Here is a 15,390-nt window from a genome sequence, read left to right as displayed (position 1 = left end):
AGGAGCGTCAGCACATGACTGCCGCCATGGATACCTCGGCGAAGGACTATCCGCTTCCACCGGAGCCGGGCCTGACCGAGCACGAAGTCTTGGCCCGCGCCGAACGGATCGCCAAGACCCTCGTCGACCGACAGCAGGAGACGGAGGCCCGCGGATTCTATGCGCTCGACACGCATGAACTGCTGCTCAAATCCGGCTTCTACCGGCTGATGGTGCCACGGCGATACGGCGGTTACGAATTCGGTATCGACACTCACATGCAGGTGGTTGAAAGGCTCGCGCGGGGGTGCGCGTCGACGGCGTGGATGTACACCTTTGGGGCGTCCCACGCCCATCTGATTGCTGCTGTTTATGGCGAAGAAGCGCAGGATGAGCTATTCGCGGGCGGTGACTTCATCTGCCCGGGAGTCATCGCGCCGGCCGGGTTCGCCGAGCCCGCCGAAGACGGCGGCTGGATCGTGGACGGCGTGTTCCGCTATGCCTCCGGCTCGCCCTACGCCACTCATTTCGTCGGCCAGACCTTCGTCGCGGGAGCGGAAGGAGAACCGCCCGAGCAGCTGATGTTCATCGTGCCGAGGGACCAGTGGCGGCGGCTGGACGACTGGGGTTCCCAGCTTGGCCTGAAAGGCAGTGGCTCGCACAGCGTCAAAGTCGAGAAGGCGCATATCCCGGCGCACTACGCGCTGCCTGGTACGCATATGGGAATGATCTCCGTCGTCGGGGGAACGCCGGGGCTTCGGCTGCATCGCAACACCTTGTACGGCGGCAGCGTGGTGGCCCCGTTCACCTTCCAGCTCGGCGCGCTGTCCGTGGGCATGGCCACCGCGGCGCTGGATGTCTACGCCGAGCTGACGCGGGAACGTCCGGTCACGTATCCGCCGTTCGGACCGCGTTCCGAGGACCCGGATTTCCAGCTCCGTTACGGCGAAGCGGCTGGACGTATCGCGGCGGCACGGGCGGCGATGACGGACGTGCTGAGGCAATGGCATGAGACAGCCGAGCAGGGGAATGTCACCCGTGAGGTGGAGCTCCGGATGTCGATCATCAGCCGCGAGGTCGTACGGATGACGTGGAACACGGTGTCCGACGTCCTGTATCCCACCGCCGGGACCAGCGCCGTACGTGCGGGCGAACGGCTCGAGCGGATCTGGCGGGATATGTCGACCCTGCATACGCATGCCGGAGTGCACATCTATCTGGCCACCATCGCCCCCCGTGAACTCGCTCAACTGGAACTGGGCATCGCGAGCTGAACTCGCAACACGCCATCGCCGAGATCAGGAGGAACCGCGTGCTCCGCAATTTGGTACTGGACCATCGAATCCAGAAGTATGTGCGGGATGTTTCCCTTCGCGAAGACGACATCGCGCGTGAGCTGCGGGCGGCCACCGTGCGGCTCTCGTTCGAGCACGGCATGTTGACTCCACCGGAGGAGGCGCAGTTGCTTGGCTTCCTCGTCCGGCTGACGGGGGCCACCACCGTCGTCGAGGTCGGGACGTTCACCGGGTATGGCACGCTGGCCATGGCCCGCGCCGTCCCCGCACATGGGCGCGTCATCACGTGCGACGTCAACGCGCAGTGGCCCGAGATCGGCCGCCCTTTCTGGGAACGGGCCGGGGTCGCCGACCGTATCCAGGTGGAAATCCGTCCCGCCGTCGAGACCTTGGACGCACTGCTTGCCGACGGTGCCGCCGGCACGGTGGACTTCGCGTTCATCGACTGCAACAAGGAAAGCTATTCCGACTACTTCGAACGATGCCTTGAATTACTCCGGCCGGGCGGATTGCTTGTGCTGGACAACGTGCTCTGGTCAGGCAAGGTGGCGCGCCCCGACATCAGTGACGAGGAGACAGACTCACTCCGCGCACTGAACGCCGCACTATGCGATGACGACCGGGTCGACCTGAGCATGCTGCCGGTCTTCGATGGTGTGACCCTGGCGTATAAGCGAGCCAACTACTCGCGCGCCGCGGCGTAGCCACAGTAGTAGTCGAATTCCGTCTCGAGTAAGACCCCCTGACCGCCACGCTTCGGTGGCCCGTACCCGTGCAGGGTGCGGGCCTTTTGCGTTGAGTGTCAGCGTCGATGTTACTTACCAGACGGTAACTTATCTTCGGTGTATCCAAAAGCGCATACGTCCCGGCAACGCCGTCTTCCCTTGACTGGCCGGCATGAGCGAACCGGCACTCGGGATGACGATCTATGGGTGTGCACCCGATGAGGCCCTGCTGTTCCGGGAGATGGCGCCGCGCTTCGGGGTGACGCCGACCATTACGGACGCTGCCCTGTGCGAGGCCAACGTCGGGCTCGCCGCCGGAAGCCGGTGCGTCAGCGTCGGCCACAAGTCGCCGGTCGACGACCGGACTCTTCTTGCGCTCAGCCGGGTCGGCGTCTCCTATCTCTCCACGAGGAGCGTCGGCTACGACCACGTCGATGTCGGGTACGCGCACAGCGTCGGCATTTCCGTGGGGAACGTCGCCTATTCGCCGGACAGCGTGGCCGACTACACGCTCATGCTCATGTTGATGCTGTCGCGGGACGCCCAGTCCGTCATCCGGCGGGCCGACGAGCACGACTACCGGTTGAACGACGTGCGGGGAAGAGAACTGCGCGATCTGACCGTCGGGGTGATCGGAACCGGACGGATCGGCGCCGCGGTCGTCCGGCGGCTGCGCGGGTTCGGCGCCCGGGTGGTGGCGTACGACAGCCGGCCGCACGCGGACGTCGACTACCTGCCGCTCGAAGAACTGCTGCGGTCGAGCGACATCGTCACCCTCCACACGCCACTCGACGCCGGTACGCGTCACCTCCTGGACCGGGGGCGGCTCGAGCTGATGAAGCCCGGTGCGTTCGTCGTCAACACCGGGCGAGGGCCGCTTCTCGATACCGGAGCCCTCGTCGAGGCGCTGGAAACCGGCCGGCTGGGCGGGGCCGCACTCGATGTCCTCGAAGGAGAAGAAGGCGTCTTCTACGCCGATTGGCGGGGACGGCCCGTCGAAAGCGAACTGCTGGTGCGGCTGCAGAAACTGCCGAACGTGCTCGTCAGTCCGCACACCGCCTACTACACGGACCACGCGCTGCGCGACACCGTCGAAAACTCCATCGTCAACTGCCTGGAATTCGAAAGCGGGGAACGGCATGGCCAAGGTTAGGCTCGGGATCATCTTCGGGGGCGGTTCCGAAGAACACCCCGTCTCGGTCAAGTCCGCGCAAGAGGTCGCGAAACACCTCGACACCGGGAAGTACGCACCGAGCTGGGTCGGGATCACGAAGACCGGGGCCTGGAAGCTCTGTGACGGACCGGAGGCGGGCTGGGAAGACGGGCGGACCGTCGTTCTGTCGCCGGACCGGAGCGTTCCCGGGCTGCTCGTCCTGGAAGACGGGAAGTACGAGACGATCGAGCTGGACGTGGTGCTGCCCGTGCTGCACGGCAAGCTCGGCGAGGACGGGGCGATCCAGGGGCTGCTGGAACTCTCCGGCCTTCCCTACGCCGGCTGCGACGTCCAGAGTTCGGCCCTGTGCATGGACAAATCACTCGCCTACGTCGTCGCCCGGAGCGCGGGCATCGCCACGCCGAACTTCCGGACCGTTCAGGCGGGCGAGGACGTCGAAGGGCTCACTTATCCCGTTTTCGTGAAGCCGGCCCGTTCCGGCTCGTCATTCGGCGTCAGCAAGGTGTCCGGTGCGGACGAGCTGGCGGCGGCCATCGCGACCGCGGCGCGGTACGACTCGAAGGTGCTGATCGAGGAGACCGTGGCCGGCAGCGAGGTCGGGTGCGCGATCCTGGGCCGCGGCCCGGAGCTCTTCGCCGGGGAGGTGGACCGGATCGCCCTTTCCCACGGCTTCTTCCGGATCCACCAGGAGGACGCGCCCGAAACCGGCTCCGAGAACTCGACACCGATCGTGCCCGCCGACATCCCGGCGGAAACCCGCGCACGCGTCCAGGAGACGGCGAAAGCCATCTACCGCGCGTTGGGGTGCGGGGGACTGGCCCGGGTGGACATGTTCCTCACCGACGACGGCACGGTAGTCCTCAACGAGGTCAACACCTTGCCCGGTCTGACGTCCTACAGCCGCTACCCGCGGATGATGGCCGCCGCCGGGGTGCCGCTTTCGGAGCTGATCGACCGGATCGTCGCCGGGGTGGCGCGGTGAACGACGACTTCGCCTTCGTGGACGAGCTGGTGCCCGGCATCCGCTGGGACGCCAAGTACGCCACCTGGGACAACTTCACCGGCAGACCGGTGGACGGCTACCTCGTCAACCGGATCGCCGGGACGACGACTCTGTGCGCCGCCCTCGGCGAAGCGCAGGAGAAGGCCGCCTCCCTCGGCTTCGGCCTGGTGCTGTGGGACGGCTACCGCCCGCAGCGCGCTGTCGAATGCTTCCTGCGCTGGGTGGACCAGCCCGAGGACGGCCGCACGAAGCTGTGGCACTACCCGAACATCGACCGGCGCGCGATGTTCGCCAAGGGGTACGTGGCCGCGAAGTCGGGCCACAGCCGGGGCAGCACCGTCGACCTGACGCTCTACCACCTCGACACCGGCGAGCTCGCGTCCATGGGCGGCGGCCACGACCTGATGGACGCGATCTCGCACCACGGTGCCCGGGGGATCCCGCAGGCCGAAGCCGGGAACCGCGCCTGCCTCCGTTCCATCATGGAGGCTTGCGGGTTCGCCGCCTACGACCGCGAATGGTGGCACTACGGCCTGAAGGACGAGCCCTACCCGGACACCTACTTCGACTTCCCCGTCGCGTGACCGGGCAGCCGGACGGTGACGCGGAGGCCGCCCGCCGGTCGCGGGATCAGCGTCAGCGTTCCGTCGTGGGCCTGGGTGATGCTCTTGACGATGGCCAGGCCGAGGCCCACGCCCGCCTGGTCGGTGCGGATGCGCTCGGTGCCGCGCTGGAAGGGCTCGGCGAGGGTGGCCACCAGGGGCCGCGGGAGGTGCTCGCCGGTGTTTTCCACGGTGAGCACCACCGCCCCCGGCTCGGCGCCGGTCGTGACCCACACCGCGCCTCGCTCGGGCAGGTTGTGGACGATCGCGTTGTGCACCAGGTTGGTCGTCAGCTGCAGCAGGAGCGCCGGTGAGCCGAGGGTCGGCGCGGCGTCGCCGGACGTCTCGACGGTGACGCCCCGCTTCTCGGCGAGGGGCAGGAGCGTTTCGGCAGCTTCCTCCGCGACCAGGGACAGGTCGACGCGGTCGCGGCTGAAGGCCCGCTGCTCGGCGCGGCTGAGCAGCAGCAGGGCTTCGGTGAGCTCGATCGCCCGGGTGTTGACGACGCGAAGGCGTTCGTCGAGTTCGTCGGTGGTGCGCTCGGGGTCGTTGCGGGCGACGTCGAGCAGGCTCTGCGTGATCGCCAGCGGTGTGCGCAGTTCGTGGGACGCGTTGGCGGCGAACCTGCGCTGCTCGGCGACGTGCGTCTCGAGCCGCGCGAGCATGGTGTCGAAGGCGTCGGCGAGTTCGCGGAACTCGTCGGCGCGGCCGGGCAGGCGGATGCGGTGGGAGAGCGTGCCGGTGGCGGCGACGCGCGTGGCGTCGGTGATGCGGGTCAGCGGGTCGAGCATCCGGCCGGCGAGGACCCACCCGCCCAGCAGCCCGAACACCAGCAGGAAGACGATCACGACGGCCATGAACGGGACGAACGCGCGCACCAGGCGCGAGCGGTTGATCCAGAAGTTGCCCTCGGTGATGATCCAGCCGTTGGGCAGGAAGTACAGGTAGAAGGCCAGCACGGCGCCCATCAGCAAGATGCCGGCCAGCATGACGAACCCGGCGTAGCTGAGGGTGAGCTTGAGGCGGGCGCTCAACCCCGGTTCCCTAGCCACGGTCCTCGTCGCCGGTGTCGATGCGGTAGCCGACGCCGGGCACGGTCGCGATGATCCCGGGTTCGCCGAGCCGCTTGCGCAGCACGGACACCGTGATGCGCACGGCGTTGGTGAACGGGTCCGCGTTCTCGTCCCAGGCCCGTTCCAGCAGTTCTTCGGCGCTGATCACCCCGCCCCCGGCCGCGACGAGGACTTCGAGCACGGCGAACTGCTTGCGCGTCAGGGCCACGTACCGGCCGTCGCGGTAGACCTCGCGGCGGAACGGGTCCAGGCGCAGGCCGGCGATTTCGTGCACCGGCGGCCGGTTGTGCGCGCGCCGCCGGTCGAGGGCGCGGAGCCGGAGCACGAGTTCGCGGAGTTCGAACGGCTTCGTGAGGTAGTCGTCGGCGCCGAGGCCGAAGCCGGTGGCCTTGTCGTCGAGGCGGTCGGCGGCGGTGAGCATGAGGATCGGCAGGCCGCTGCCGGAGGCGACGATGTGCCGGGCGATCTCGTCGCCGGACGGGCCGGGGATGTCGCGGTCGAGGACGGCGATGTCGTAGGTGTTGACGCTCAGCAGCTCCAGCGCGGTGTCGCCGTCGCCGGCGGTGTCCGCCGCGATGGCCTCCAGCCGGAGGCCGTCCCGGATGGCGTCGGCCAGGTAGGGCTCGTCCTCGACGATCAAGACACGCACCCCGCCGATGCTACGAGCGGGTGCATATCGGGCGCATATCGGAAAGCGCGTACGTGCCGGCAACACCGCGCGGCCTTGACTGGCCGCCATGACCTCCAGTCAACGCACGTTCCTCGGCCGGGGACACGGCGCCGTCCCGGACGGCCTGCCGGTCTTCGACGACTCCCCGGCCGTGGCGAACCTCGACCCCGGCCTGCTCGACGCTCTCCGCCGGGCCGCGGTGGCCGCCGCGGCCGACGGGGTGTCGTTCGTCGTCAACGGCGGGTGGCGTTCCTGGGCGTACCAGGAGCAGCTGCGCCGCCAGGGGATCGCGAAGCACGGCTCGGAAGCGGCCGCGGCCCGCTGGGTGACGACCCCGGACAGGTCGGCGCACGTGCGGGGCCAGGCGGTCGACATCGGCCCGCCCGCCGCCCGGAGGTGGCTGGCCGAACACGGCGCCCGGTACGGGTTGTGCCAGATCTACCGCAACGAACCGTGGCACTACGAACTGCGGCCCGAAGCCGTGGAACACGGGTGCCCGCCGATGTACGCCGATCCGTCGCAGGATCCGCGGACGCGGTAGCCGCCGGAGGAGGAGACTGCTCCGATGGTTTCCGAATACACCCAGAGCGACCAGTTCCGCGGTGCCCGCATCCACCTGTGCGACCTCGCCGGCCTCGAGATCCGCGACTGCGAGGTGAGCGGCCTGAAGATCGTCGACTGCTACGGCGGCGACGTCTACCTCGGCGGCGACTTCGAGCGCCTCGTCGTCAACGACGTCGACGTGACCGCTTACGTCGAGGCCGAGCTCGACCGGAGGCACCCCGCGCGCGTGCTGGCGCGGGAGGCGGCTTCGCCCGAGGACTACCGGGCGGCTTGGGACGCCGTCGAGAACCTGTGGAGCGCGACGCTCGACCGGGCGAGGCTGCTGCCCGAGGCGAAACTGCACGAGCGGGTCGACGGCGAGTGGTCGTTCGTCGAAACCCAGCGGCACCTGCTGTTCGCGTGCGACGCCTGGCTCGGCAACGCCGTGCTCGAGGAGGAAGCGCCGTACCACCCACTGGGCTTTCCGGCCGGTGGGATGTCGCCCGACGCGGCCGCGAAGCTCGGTCTCACCCTCGAAGCCACTCCGACGCTCGACGAGGTGCTCGCACCGCGGCTCGCCCGCATGGCCGCGATGCGGCGGGTGGTCGACGGGCTCACCGAGGCCGAGCTCGACCGGGTGTGCGGCCGCAAGCCGGCCGACCCGTATCCCGACCAGGAGTACGTCGTGCGGCGCTGTCTCAAGGTCGTGCTGAAGGAGGAGGCCGAGCACCACCGTTACGCCGTGCGTGATCTTGCGGTGCTCGAGGCCTCCTAGGCCCGGGTGCGGTAGCGGTGCAGCAGGCTGTTGAAGTGCCGCAGCTTCTCGACGGTGTCTGCGGAGACCGGGTCCGGGTGGAAGTGCATGACGCTGTTGCGGATCTGCCGGATCTCGTTCAGGCGGGCGATGAACGCCGGCCGGTCCAGGGGCCAGCCGATGCGGTTCCAGGCGTCCTTGTTCTCCAGGATCCGCTGGTAGTCGCCGAAGGTCAGGTGGTCGAAGCTGTCGACCGGGCGGCCGCACAGGGGCCGGACGGCCGGAAGGTCCAGTTCGCACCGGATGATCCAGCGGAGCGTCTGGTCCAGCTCGCCCAGCTGGAAGAACGGCGTGGCCATCTCGCCGTAGCGCCGGGCGACGTCGGAGGTCGTGACGATGCCCTGCACGGCCCGGCTCTCGTCGGTGACCAGCACGAACTCCTGCTGCTGGAGGGTGGGCAGGACATCGAAGAGGTCGCGGTCGTAGGCGACGACCTCGGCGTGGACGATCGCGTCGGCGAGCCTCGCCCCGGGCTTGCTGTGCATGGCCTGCACGATGGAGCGCCACGTCACGGCTCCGCGGGGGTTGCGCGGGCCGCTCAGTACGGCCAGCTGCGAGAAGTCGTTGAGGAGCATCGTGGTGATGGCTTCTTCGAGCGAGCCGTTGGGCCCGATGAACGCCAGGCCTTCGACCGGCTTCAGGTTGCCCACCGTCAAGCGGACGTCCAGGTCGCCGCCGCCTTCGTCGTCTTCGGTGGCCGGCAGGACGTCGGGGGCCGCCGGTTCTTCGGGCTCCTCCGGTGGCGTCGTCAGGGTGACGACGGTGTCGAGGGTGACCGCGCGGAAGCCGGGGGACGTCACCAATCCGTGGTTGGCCAGGCCCGCTTCGATCCGGCCGACCTGGTCGCCGCGGTCGGTCACGCCCCACAGCTTCAGCAGGTCGCGGACCGTGATGCGCTCGGGATCGCCCTGGTCGGCCCGGGTGCGGGCCTGCCGCAACCGCTCGTGGACGCGCTGGTCCCCGGTCTGCCGATCGGTGGCGGAGATCGCCTGGTCGAGGAAGTCTTGGCGCACCGAATCCAGCAGGCGCTGCTCGGCCACCACCACCCAGGCCCGCCACCCGTCGACCGCGCGCATCCCGGCGGCCACCATCGCCGCGCGGGAGGGCGAGCGGAATTCTTCGCCGTCGGGCTCGAGCCGGATCTTGCCGGTGGCGGTGACGGTCGCGTCGAAGGTCGCGCCGACGCGCTTGCGCTCGAACCTGAGCTTCGCCCCGGGCGCCAGCAGGCCGGCTTCCAGCAGGTCCGGCACGGTGACGCGGCGGCCGTCGATCAGGTACATCGAGCGGCCGTCGGCGGTCACCACTTCCGCAGCCCGGCGAACTTGCGCCGGGCGCCGATGGCCTGCTTGAGGATCCGGCGTTTCAGTTCCTTCTGGCTCAGGCGGTCCACCCGGGTGAGCTGCAGCTCGGTGGCGACGGCGAGCAGGCTGTCCCGGTCGAGGTGCTGCGCCTCGAGGTAGGCGGCGCCTTCCTCTTCGGTTTCGGTTTCGCGCAGGTGGGCGGCGATGGCGGCCGCGTCGACGCCGGGGCGCGCGGCGGCCGGCGGCGGTGCGGGCGGCGGGCTCGCGACCGGCTGGGAAGCGGCGGGGGCCTTTGGCTGCGCGGCGACGGGGGCGCTGGAGCCGGCGCCGAGCAGCCGGTCGATGAGTTCGCGCTTGGTGAGTTTGCTGTACGGGCCCAACCGGCGGTTCTTCACCAGCACCTTGAGCTCGGGCACCGTCTTCGCCTCCAAGCCCGCGCGGGTCTGGGGCGGCTCGGCCGCACCGTCGACGGTCAGCTGAGCAGTGCCGTCGATGATCGCTTCCAGCGTGGCCTCGTCCTGCTGCTCCAGGAATTCGAACACCCGCGCTTGGAGGGCGGCGAGCCGCTTCAGGTCGTTCACCGGCGATCTCCGGAGAGGGAAAGGGCGCCGAGGACCTCGTCGGCGAATTCGTCGAACTCCCGCACGACGTTGTCGCGGCTGGTGGCGCGAAGCATGGCCGGCACGCCGTCTTCGCCGGCGTCGCCGAAATGGGGAGTGCTGTTGCGGATGTAGCTCTTCAGCACCGGAACCTGGGAGTTCGCTTGCGCTTCGTCGACGTACTTCTGCTGGGCGGCCGTCAGCCGCTGGGCGTAGAACTGCACCATGGTGAACACGACGCCGAGGAACTCGGGATTGATCGGCTTGTGTCCGTGACTGCCCCCTTTGTGGTGGACGAAGTCGTTGAACTGCTCGACCAGGCCGGTGCAGTTGCCCCCGAGGTAGTCCAGCCCCAGGGTGGACAGGTAGTCCGCTTTCGCCGGGACGAGGATCCGCTCGCTCGCGACGATCGCCGTCTTGGTGACGAGCCCGAAGTTCGGGGCGCAGTCGATGAGGACCAGGTCGTATTCGGCGAAGAAACTGTCCGCCAAGGCCTGCCGCAGGCAGCCGTGCAGGTCCAGGAACCGCCGCTTGGAGCCGTCGAGGGTGGTCGTCCCGCCGAGCAGGGCGGCGAGTTCGAGGTCGATGTCGATCAGGCCGAGGTGGGAGGAGATCAGGTCGAGCCGTCCGCCGGTGCCGTCGAGGACCTTGTTCACCCGTTCCGGCGACACGACGAGCTGGGCCAGCGGGATGTCCCGGCCGGGCAGTTCGGCGCCGTACCACTGCTTGATCGTGCGTTTGTCCGCCAGCCGCTCGTGCCAGTCGTCGATGGAGAAGAACGAAAACGTCAGGTTGGTCTGCGGATCGAGATCGAGCAGCAGGACCCGCAGGCCGCGGCTAGCGGCGACCGCGCCGAGGTTCGCCGTCAGCGTCGTCTTGCCCACTCCGCCCTTGTAGTTCATGACCGCCACGACCCGCATGCGCACTCCCCGGTGGTCTCGTGCCTGCGGCCCGTTTGTATTACGCGGGCGGGCGGACCGGCACGGATCGCCGCCAACTGTCCCGGATCTGTCCAGGATCTGGCCTGCGCTAGCGGGGAACCACCGTCATCGGCAGGCTTTCCGGGTACGCGGCCGACGTGAACTTCACGCGGACCGGCTTGCCCGGCACCGGGACCAGCCGCCAGCGGGCGGCCACCGTGGCCAGGGTGATGACGATTTCGTTCTGGGCGAAACGGTTCCCGATGCACTGCCGGGTGCCCGCGCCGAACGGTGCGAACGCGCCCTTCGGCACCGCCGCCGCCCGGTCCGGGGTCCAGCGGTCCGGGTCGAAGCGCTCGGGGTCGGCGAACGACGTGGGGTCGTGGTGGAGCGCGTGCGGGCTGACGATCACCTCCGCCCCCTCCGGCAGCCGGACGCCGCCGAGGTCGACTTCGGTGAGCGTGCGGCGCATCAGCATCCAGAGCGGGTACTGCCGCAGCACCTCGTCGACCACCTGCCGGGTGTAGGTCAGGCGGGGGAGGTCCTCGATGGTGACCGGGCGGCCGCCCAGCACCTCGTCGAGCTCGGCGTGGACCCGCGCCTCGATCTCCGGGTGCCGGCCGAGTTCGTGGAACGTCCAGGCCAGGGCCAGTGCCGTCGTCTCGATGCCCGCGGTGAGCAGGGTGAGTGCCTCGTCGCGCGCCTGCTCGTCGGTCATGCCGGCCAGCAGCAACGTCGACAGCAGGTCGCCGTGGTCGGTGCCGGCGCGCCGCCAGTCGCGGATCACCTCGACGACGATTCCCCGCATCCGGGCGATCGCCTCGTCGAACCGCCGGTTCCCCGGCACCGGGAGCTTTTCGACGAACTTGGGCGACAACGCGCGAATCATCCCCTGCTGGATGATCACGTAAATCGAGCGGCGGGCTTCGGCGATCGCCGCTTTCCCCAGTTCGGTGGAAAACAGCGCTTCGCCGACGATCGTCACGGCCAGGCTCTGCATGTCGTCGTCGATCGGCCGCACTTCGCCGGCGCGCCACGAGTCGCTCAGGTCCGCGGCCGCGCGCCGCATGATCTCCGCGTAGGCGGCCAGGCGGTCGCGGTGGAACGCCGGTTGCATCAACCGGCGCTGCCGCAGGTGGAAGTCGCCGTTCGAAAGCACCAAGCCGTTTCCGACGAACGGCCGGAACTTGTCGAACATTGCGCCCTTGCGGAACTTCGGTCCTTCGTTGACCAGCACTTCGTGGGCCAATCGCGGGCTCGCGACGAAGTAGACGGGCGCGGGTCCGACATAGAGTTTGACGATCTCGCCGTGGGCGGGCAATGAGTCGGTGAATGCGAAGCGCTGCCGGAGGAGCGCCGGAGTGTGGCCGAGAAAAGGCCACCGGCTGGGGGCGACCGGGACGCTCATGCATACTCCTCGTTGCGCCATTGTGTGGATTTCCCAACGAGACGGCTCACGGTAGGCCTGTCCGGTCGAACGGGACAGTGCCCGATCGGGTGGTGTGGGCTCACGCGGATGGCCCAGTAGCCGGACCACCGGGAATCGCTAAGCTCTTTCCGTCCGACGGCTGAAACAAGCCTCATCGAGAAGGTGTTCTTCGTGACACGATCACCGGGATTCGTTCCGCCGGGTGCCGATATAACCGTACCCATCGCGCTTTCCTGCGGAATCGGCCGCAGGATCTGATGGCGGACGCCCTCATGCCGATGATCGAATCCCAGCCGGATCAGCCCCTCGCACCCGATGCGGGCCGCGAGCGGGTGCTGCTCGCCCGGAAATGGGCGTACCTGCTCAGCGGCGTGACCGTCGTGTCGCTGAGCCGCGAAGAACTCGACGCGGAACTGCGCGATCTGGTCGGCACGCTCTGCGACGCCCTGCGCCGGACGTCCCCGGACCTGACCCCGGCCGAGCGGATCGGCGCTCGGCTGGTCGCGCTCGGCTACGTCGGCGAGCCCGGACTGCGGTGCACGCTCGACGTCCTCGGCAAGGGCCTGCCCGCACTGCCCGAACTCCAGGAGGTGGACGGCGCCGCCGACCGGGTCGTGGCCGCGCTCGGCGCGCTGGCCTGCGGCTTCCTGCTCGCGCACGAGCGCAGCGTCCTCGACCAGCAGGAGATCATGCACCTGTCGCTGATCAAGGCGGTGCGGGACGCCCAGTGGAACCTGCGGCAGAGCGAAGCGCGCTTCGAAGAGGTGGTGACGTCGACGGCGAGCGGCATCGCCGTCGTCGCGCTGGACGGCCGGATCGTGCGCGCCAACGCGGCGCTGGCCGAGATGCTCGGGCACCCGGCGGGCGAACTGGCCGGCTCGGTGCTGTACGACGTCGTCCACCCCGAGTCCGTCGAGGTCCTCCGCGACGCGATGACGGCGCTGCTGGACGGCGGCAAGGAGCGGATCCGGCAGTCGGAACGGCTGCTGCGCAAGGACGGCGACGTCGTCCGCATCTCGCTGACCGCGTCCCTGTTGCGTGACGCGGAAAACCGGCCGTCCCACTTCGTCGTCGTGATCGAGGACGGCACCGAGCTGATGCTGCTGCAGGGCGAGCTGAGCCGCCAGGCCCTGCACGACGTCCTCACCGGGCTGCCGAACCGCCAGTACTTCGGCACGCACCTGGAAGCGGCGCTGCGGCGCGCCGATCCGGCGTACGGGGTCACGCTGTTCCACGTCGACCTCGACGCGTTCGGCATGGTCTGCAACAGCCTCGGCCGCCGGGTCGGCGAGCAGCTGCTGGTGCACTTCGCGCAGCGGCTCAAGGCGGTGATGGCCCGCGAAAACGCGATGATCGCGCGGTTCCACAGCGACGAGTTCGGCATCCTGGTCGAGAACACCGAATCGACGCCGGACATCGACACGATCGTCCGCGCGATCAACGACGAGCTCGCCGAGCCGTTCTTCGTCGACGGCCACGGGCTCGCGCTGTCGGCCAGCGCCGGGGTGGTGCACCGGCCGGCGAAGGGCATCGACCCCCTCGAACTGCTGCGCCAGGCGGACCAGACGCTGCGGCGGGCCAAGGAGCGCCGGCGCGGCCAGTGGAAGATGTTCGACCGCGACGCCGACGCCCACGACCGGCGGACGCAGGCGGTGGCCGTCGGCATGGCGGGTGCCTGGGAGCACGGCGAGATCGGCGTGCGGTACCGGCCGATGGCGCGGCTGGCGGACGGCGAAGTCGCCGGCGTCGAAGCCCGCCTGCACTGGAACCGGCCGGACGACACGGCCCTTTCGCACGAATGCTGCGTCGAGCTCGCCGAGTCGACCGGGCTGATGCTGCCGCTCGGCGACTGGCTGGTGCGCGCGGCAGGCCGGCAGGGCGAATGGTGGCGGCAGCGCGCGGGCTTCGGCCTCCCGATGGTCGCCGGCCTGACCGGGCACCAGGTGTCCGACGACGCGCTCGGCACGCGCGTGACGCGGCTGCTGCGCGACACCGGCCTGCCGCCCGGGCAGCTGATGCTCGGCGTCCCGGCCGGCGCGCTGCCGGTCTCCGGCGTGATCGAGAACGTCACCGCGCTGGCCGACCTCGGCGTGCACGTCATGCTCGACGAGTTCGGGCTGGGGCCCGACGACCTGCGCGCGATCGAGGACCTGCCGGTGGACATCGTGCGCGTCGACCGGCGGCTCGCGGAGTGGCAGGCGTGGTCGGACTCGACGTTCCTCGGCGCACTGGTACCGCTGGTCCGGCAGGTCGGCGCGACGCTCGTCGTCGACGGGATCCACACCGAGGACCAGGCGGACTGGTGGCGCACGGCCGGCGCGGAGCTGGCGACCGGCGACTACTTCGGGGTGGCCAGGCCGCCGGCCGAGCTCGCCGGGCAGTTCGCCCGCACCTGAGGCTGCCACCGGGTCAGGCCGACGGCGACCAGTACGACCGCCATCCCGCCGACGACCCGGAGCGACAGCGGCTCGCCGAGGAAGAGCGCGCCGAGCGCCACCGACACCACGGGCAGCAGGTAGCCGACGGTCGCCGCGGCGGTCGGGCCTTCGTCGGTGAGGATCCGGTAGTTCAGGGAGAAGGTGATGCCGGTCCCGAAGACACCCAGGATCGTCACCGCGACGACGGCGGTGAGCGTCAGGTGCGGCGCCGTGCCCGCGACCGGCAGGGCGAGCGCGGTCAGCCCGGTGGCGGTCATCAGCTGCGCGGCCGACAGCGCGAGCGGAGCGCCGTCCGGCGGCAGTTTCCGGGCCATGTAGGCGAACGCGATCGCGTAGCTGAGGCCGGCGCCGAGCAGGGCCAGCGCACCCGTGCTCAGCAACCCCGACCGGTGCCACGGCGCGAAGATCACCACGATGCCGGCGAAGCCGAGGGCCAGCCCGAGCAGCCGCGCGGGGTTGAGCCGCCGTTCCGTCCCGAGCGCCACGCCGATCAGCAGCGACCACAGCGGGGTGGTGGCGTTCATGACGCCGGCGACGCCGGAGTCGACGGTGCGTTCCCCGATGCCGAACAGCGCGAACGGCAAGGCGTTGCAGAAGAACGCGGCGACGATCAGCCGCGCCCAGGTCCGGCGGTCCCGCGGCAGCCGCTGCCGGGCGGCGAACGCCAGGCCCAGCAGCGTCAGCGCGCCGAGGGCGCAGCGGACGAGGGTGAGGTGGACGGGGCTCAGCCCGGTCAGGGCCAGCTTGATCCAGAGGAAACCCGAGCCCCACAGCAGGGCCAGGGCCGCTATCCGGGCCGAGGCGCCCCGTCCACCGTTCATGAGA

General features: G+C 69.7%; 15 protein-coding genes and 1 pseudogene. 9 read left to right on the top strand and 7 right to left on the bottom strand.

The window, feature by feature from the left end:
* Nucleotides 1–14: 14 nt before the first annotated feature.
* The 6 genes and pseudogenes from ACWDN5_RS00965 to vanX form a co-directional block, all read left to right on the top strand.
* A pseudogene (locus ACWDN5_RS00965) lies at nt 15–362 on the top strand (acyl-CoA dehydrogenase family protein); the annotation flags it as partial.
* Between the two features lie 198 nt (nt 363–560).
* Nucleotides 561–1,253, top strand: a complete 693-nt coding sequence (locus tag ACWDN5_RS00960; RefSeq protein ID WP_449673785.1) for a hypothetical protein — start codon at nt 561–563, stop codon at nt 1,251–1,253.
* Between the two features lie 38 nt (nt 1,254–1,291).
* Nucleotides 1,292–1,978, top strand: a complete 687-nt coding sequence (locus ACWDN5_RS00955; RefSeq protein WP_191307087.1) for an O-methyltransferase — start codon at nt 1,292–1,294, stop codon at nt 1,976–1,978.
* 193 nt (nt 1,979–2,171) lie between these two features.
* Nucleotides 2,172–3,152, top strand: a complete 981-nt coding sequence (locus ACWDN5_RS00950; protein WP_449673764.1) for a D-isomer specific 2-hydroxyacid dehydrogenase family protein — start codon at nt 2,172–2,174, stop codon at nt 3,150–3,152.
* A complete protein-coding gene (vanA, locus tag ACWDN5_RS00945) occupies nt 3,139–4,155 on the top strand; it encodes a D-alanine--(R)-lactate ligase (RefSeq protein WP_449673763.1) in 1,017 nt (338 codons plus the stop codon). Before ACWDN5_RS00950 ends, vanA begins: the two co-directional genes overlap by 14 nt.
* Complete coding sequence (vanX, locus tag ACWDN5_RS00940) at nt 4,152–4,760, top strand: D-Ala-D-Ala dipeptidase VanX (RefSeq protein WP_449673762.1); 609 nt, start codon at nt 4,152–4,154, stop codon at nt 4,758–4,760. Before vanA ends, vanX begins: the two co-directional genes overlap by 4 nt.
* Here the strand turns inward: vanX and ACWDN5_RS00935 are convergent.
* Together ACWDN5_RS00935 and ACWDN5_RS00930 are read right to left on the bottom strand one after the other, a co-directional pair.
* Entirely contained in the window at nt 4,736–5,812 is a 1,077-nt protein-coding gene (locus ACWDN5_RS00935) for a sensor histidine kinase (RefSeq protein WP_449673761.1), read from the bottom strand. The genes vanX and ACWDN5_RS00935 overlap by 25 nt on opposite strands.
* A 10-nt stretch (nt 5,813–5,822) precedes the next feature.
* Nucleotides 5,823–6,500 (bottom strand): response regulator transcription factor, encoded by a 678-nt coding sequence (locus ACWDN5_RS00930; protein WP_310973964.1) that lies wholly within the window; start codon nt 6,498–6,500, stop codon nt 5,823–5,825.
* 88 nt (nt 6,501–6,588) lie between these two features.
* On the opposite strand from ACWDN5_RS00930, the gene ACWDN5_RS00925 reads away from it, so the two are divergent.
* Together ACWDN5_RS00925 and ACWDN5_RS00920 are read left to right on the top strand one after the other, a co-directional pair.
* A complete protein-coding gene (locus ACWDN5_RS00925; RefSeq protein WP_449673760.1) occupies nt 6,589–7,062 on the top strand; it encodes a M15 family metallopeptidase in 474 nt (157 codons plus the stop codon).
* 24 nt (nt 7,063–7,086) lie between these two features.
* The gene (locus ACWDN5_RS00920) at nt 7,087–7,839 is read left to right on the top strand and encodes a DinB family protein (RefSeq protein WP_449673759.1); all 753 of its coding nucleotides are present in this window, start codon (nt 7,087–7,089) and stop codon (nt 7,837–7,839) included.
* Here ACWDN5_RS00920 and ACWDN5_RS00915 read toward each other — a convergent pair.
* From ACWDN5_RS00915 to ACWDN5_RS00900, 4 genes are all read right to left on the bottom strand, one after another.
* Nucleotides 7,836–9,182: a restriction system modified-DNA reader domain-containing protein gene (locus ACWDN5_RS00915; RefSeq protein ID WP_449673758.1), complete on the bottom strand. Its 1,347-nt coding sequence runs from the start codon at nt 9,180–9,182 to the stop codon at nt 7,836–7,838. The genes ACWDN5_RS00920 and ACWDN5_RS00915 overlap by 4 nt on opposite strands.
* Complete coding sequence (locus ACWDN5_RS00910) at nt 9,176–9,760, bottom strand: hypothetical protein (RefSeq protein WP_449673757.1); 585 nt, start codon at nt 9,758–9,760, stop codon at nt 9,176–9,178. The genes ACWDN5_RS00915 and ACWDN5_RS00910 overlap by 7 nt, the downstream gene beginning before the upstream one ends.
* Nucleotides 9,757–10,698 carry a ParA family protein gene (locus ACWDN5_RS00905; protein WP_449673756.1) on the bottom strand — a complete coding sequence of 314 codons (942 nt, stop codon included), beginning with the start codon at nt 10,696–10,698 and terminating at the stop codon, nt 9,757–9,759. The genes ACWDN5_RS00910 and ACWDN5_RS00905 overlap by 4 nt, the downstream gene beginning before the upstream one ends.
* A 109-nt stretch (nt 10,699–10,807) precedes the next feature.
* On the bottom strand, nt 10,808–12,106 hold the full coding sequence (locus ACWDN5_RS00900; RefSeq protein WP_449673755.1) for a cytochrome P450: 1,299 nt from the start codon (nt 12,104–12,106) through the stop codon (nt 10,808–10,810).
* A gap of 293 nt (nt 12,107–12,399) precedes the next feature.
* On the opposite strand from ACWDN5_RS00900, the gene ACWDN5_RS00895 reads away from it, so the two are divergent.
* Nucleotides 12,400–14,523 (top strand): putative bifunctional diguanylate cyclase/phosphodiesterase, encoded by a 2,124-nt coding sequence (locus tag ACWDN5_RS00895; RefSeq protein WP_449673754.1) that lies wholly within the window; start codon nt 12,400–12,402, stop codon nt 14,521–14,523.
* Here the strand turns inward: ACWDN5_RS00895 and ACWDN5_RS00890 are convergent.
* Entirely contained in the window at nt 14,466–15,386 is a 921-nt protein-coding gene (locus tag ACWDN5_RS00890; RefSeq protein WP_310973953.1) for a DMT family transporter, read from the bottom strand. The genes ACWDN5_RS00895 and ACWDN5_RS00890 overlap by 58 nt on opposite strands.
* Nucleotides 15,387–15,390: the final 4 nt, after the last annotated feature.

This window comes from Amycolatopsis sp. NPDC003731 (assembly GCF_053586895.1).
The sequence above is the reverse complement of the archived record's forward strand: the minus strand, read 5'-3'. Positions and strand labels throughout refer to the sequence as shown.

Coding starts and splice junctions, on each gene's coding strand:
- ACWDN5_RS00960 (WP_449673785.1), top strand. CDS start 561: ATGTTCATCGTGCCGAGGGACCAGTGGCGGCGGCTGGACGACTGGGGT.
- ACWDN5_RS00950 (WP_449673764.1), top strand. CDS start 2,172: ATGAGCGAACCGGCACTCGGGATGACGATCTATGGGTGTGCACCCGAT.
- vanA (WP_449673763.1), top strand. CDS start 3,139: ATGGCCAAGGTTAGGCTCGGGATCATCTTCGGGGGCGGTTCCGAAGAA.
- ACWDN5_RS00925 (WP_449673760.1), top strand. CDS start 6,589: ATGACCTCCAGTCAACGCACGTTCCTCGGCCGGGGACACGGCGCCGTC.
- ACWDN5_RS00920 (WP_449673759.1), top strand. CDS start 7,087: ATGGTTTCCGAATACACCCAGAGCGACCAGTTCCGCGGTGCCCGCATC.
- ACWDN5_RS00905 (WP_449673756.1), bottom strand. CDS start 10,698: ATGCGGGTCGTGGCGGTCATGAACTACAAGGGCGGAGTGGGCAAGACG.
- ACWDN5_RS00900 (WP_449673755.1), bottom strand. CDS start 12,106: ATGAGCGTCCCGGTCGCCCCCAGCCGGTGGCCTTTTCTCGGCCACACT.
- ACWDN5_RS00895 (WP_449673754.1), top strand. CDS start 12,400: ATGCCGATGATCGAATCCCAGCCGGATCAGCCCCTCGCACCCGATGCG.
- ACWDN5_RS00890 (WP_310973953.1), bottom strand. CDS start 15,386: ATGAACGGTGGACGGGGCGCCTCGGCCCGGATAGCGGCCCTGGCCCTG.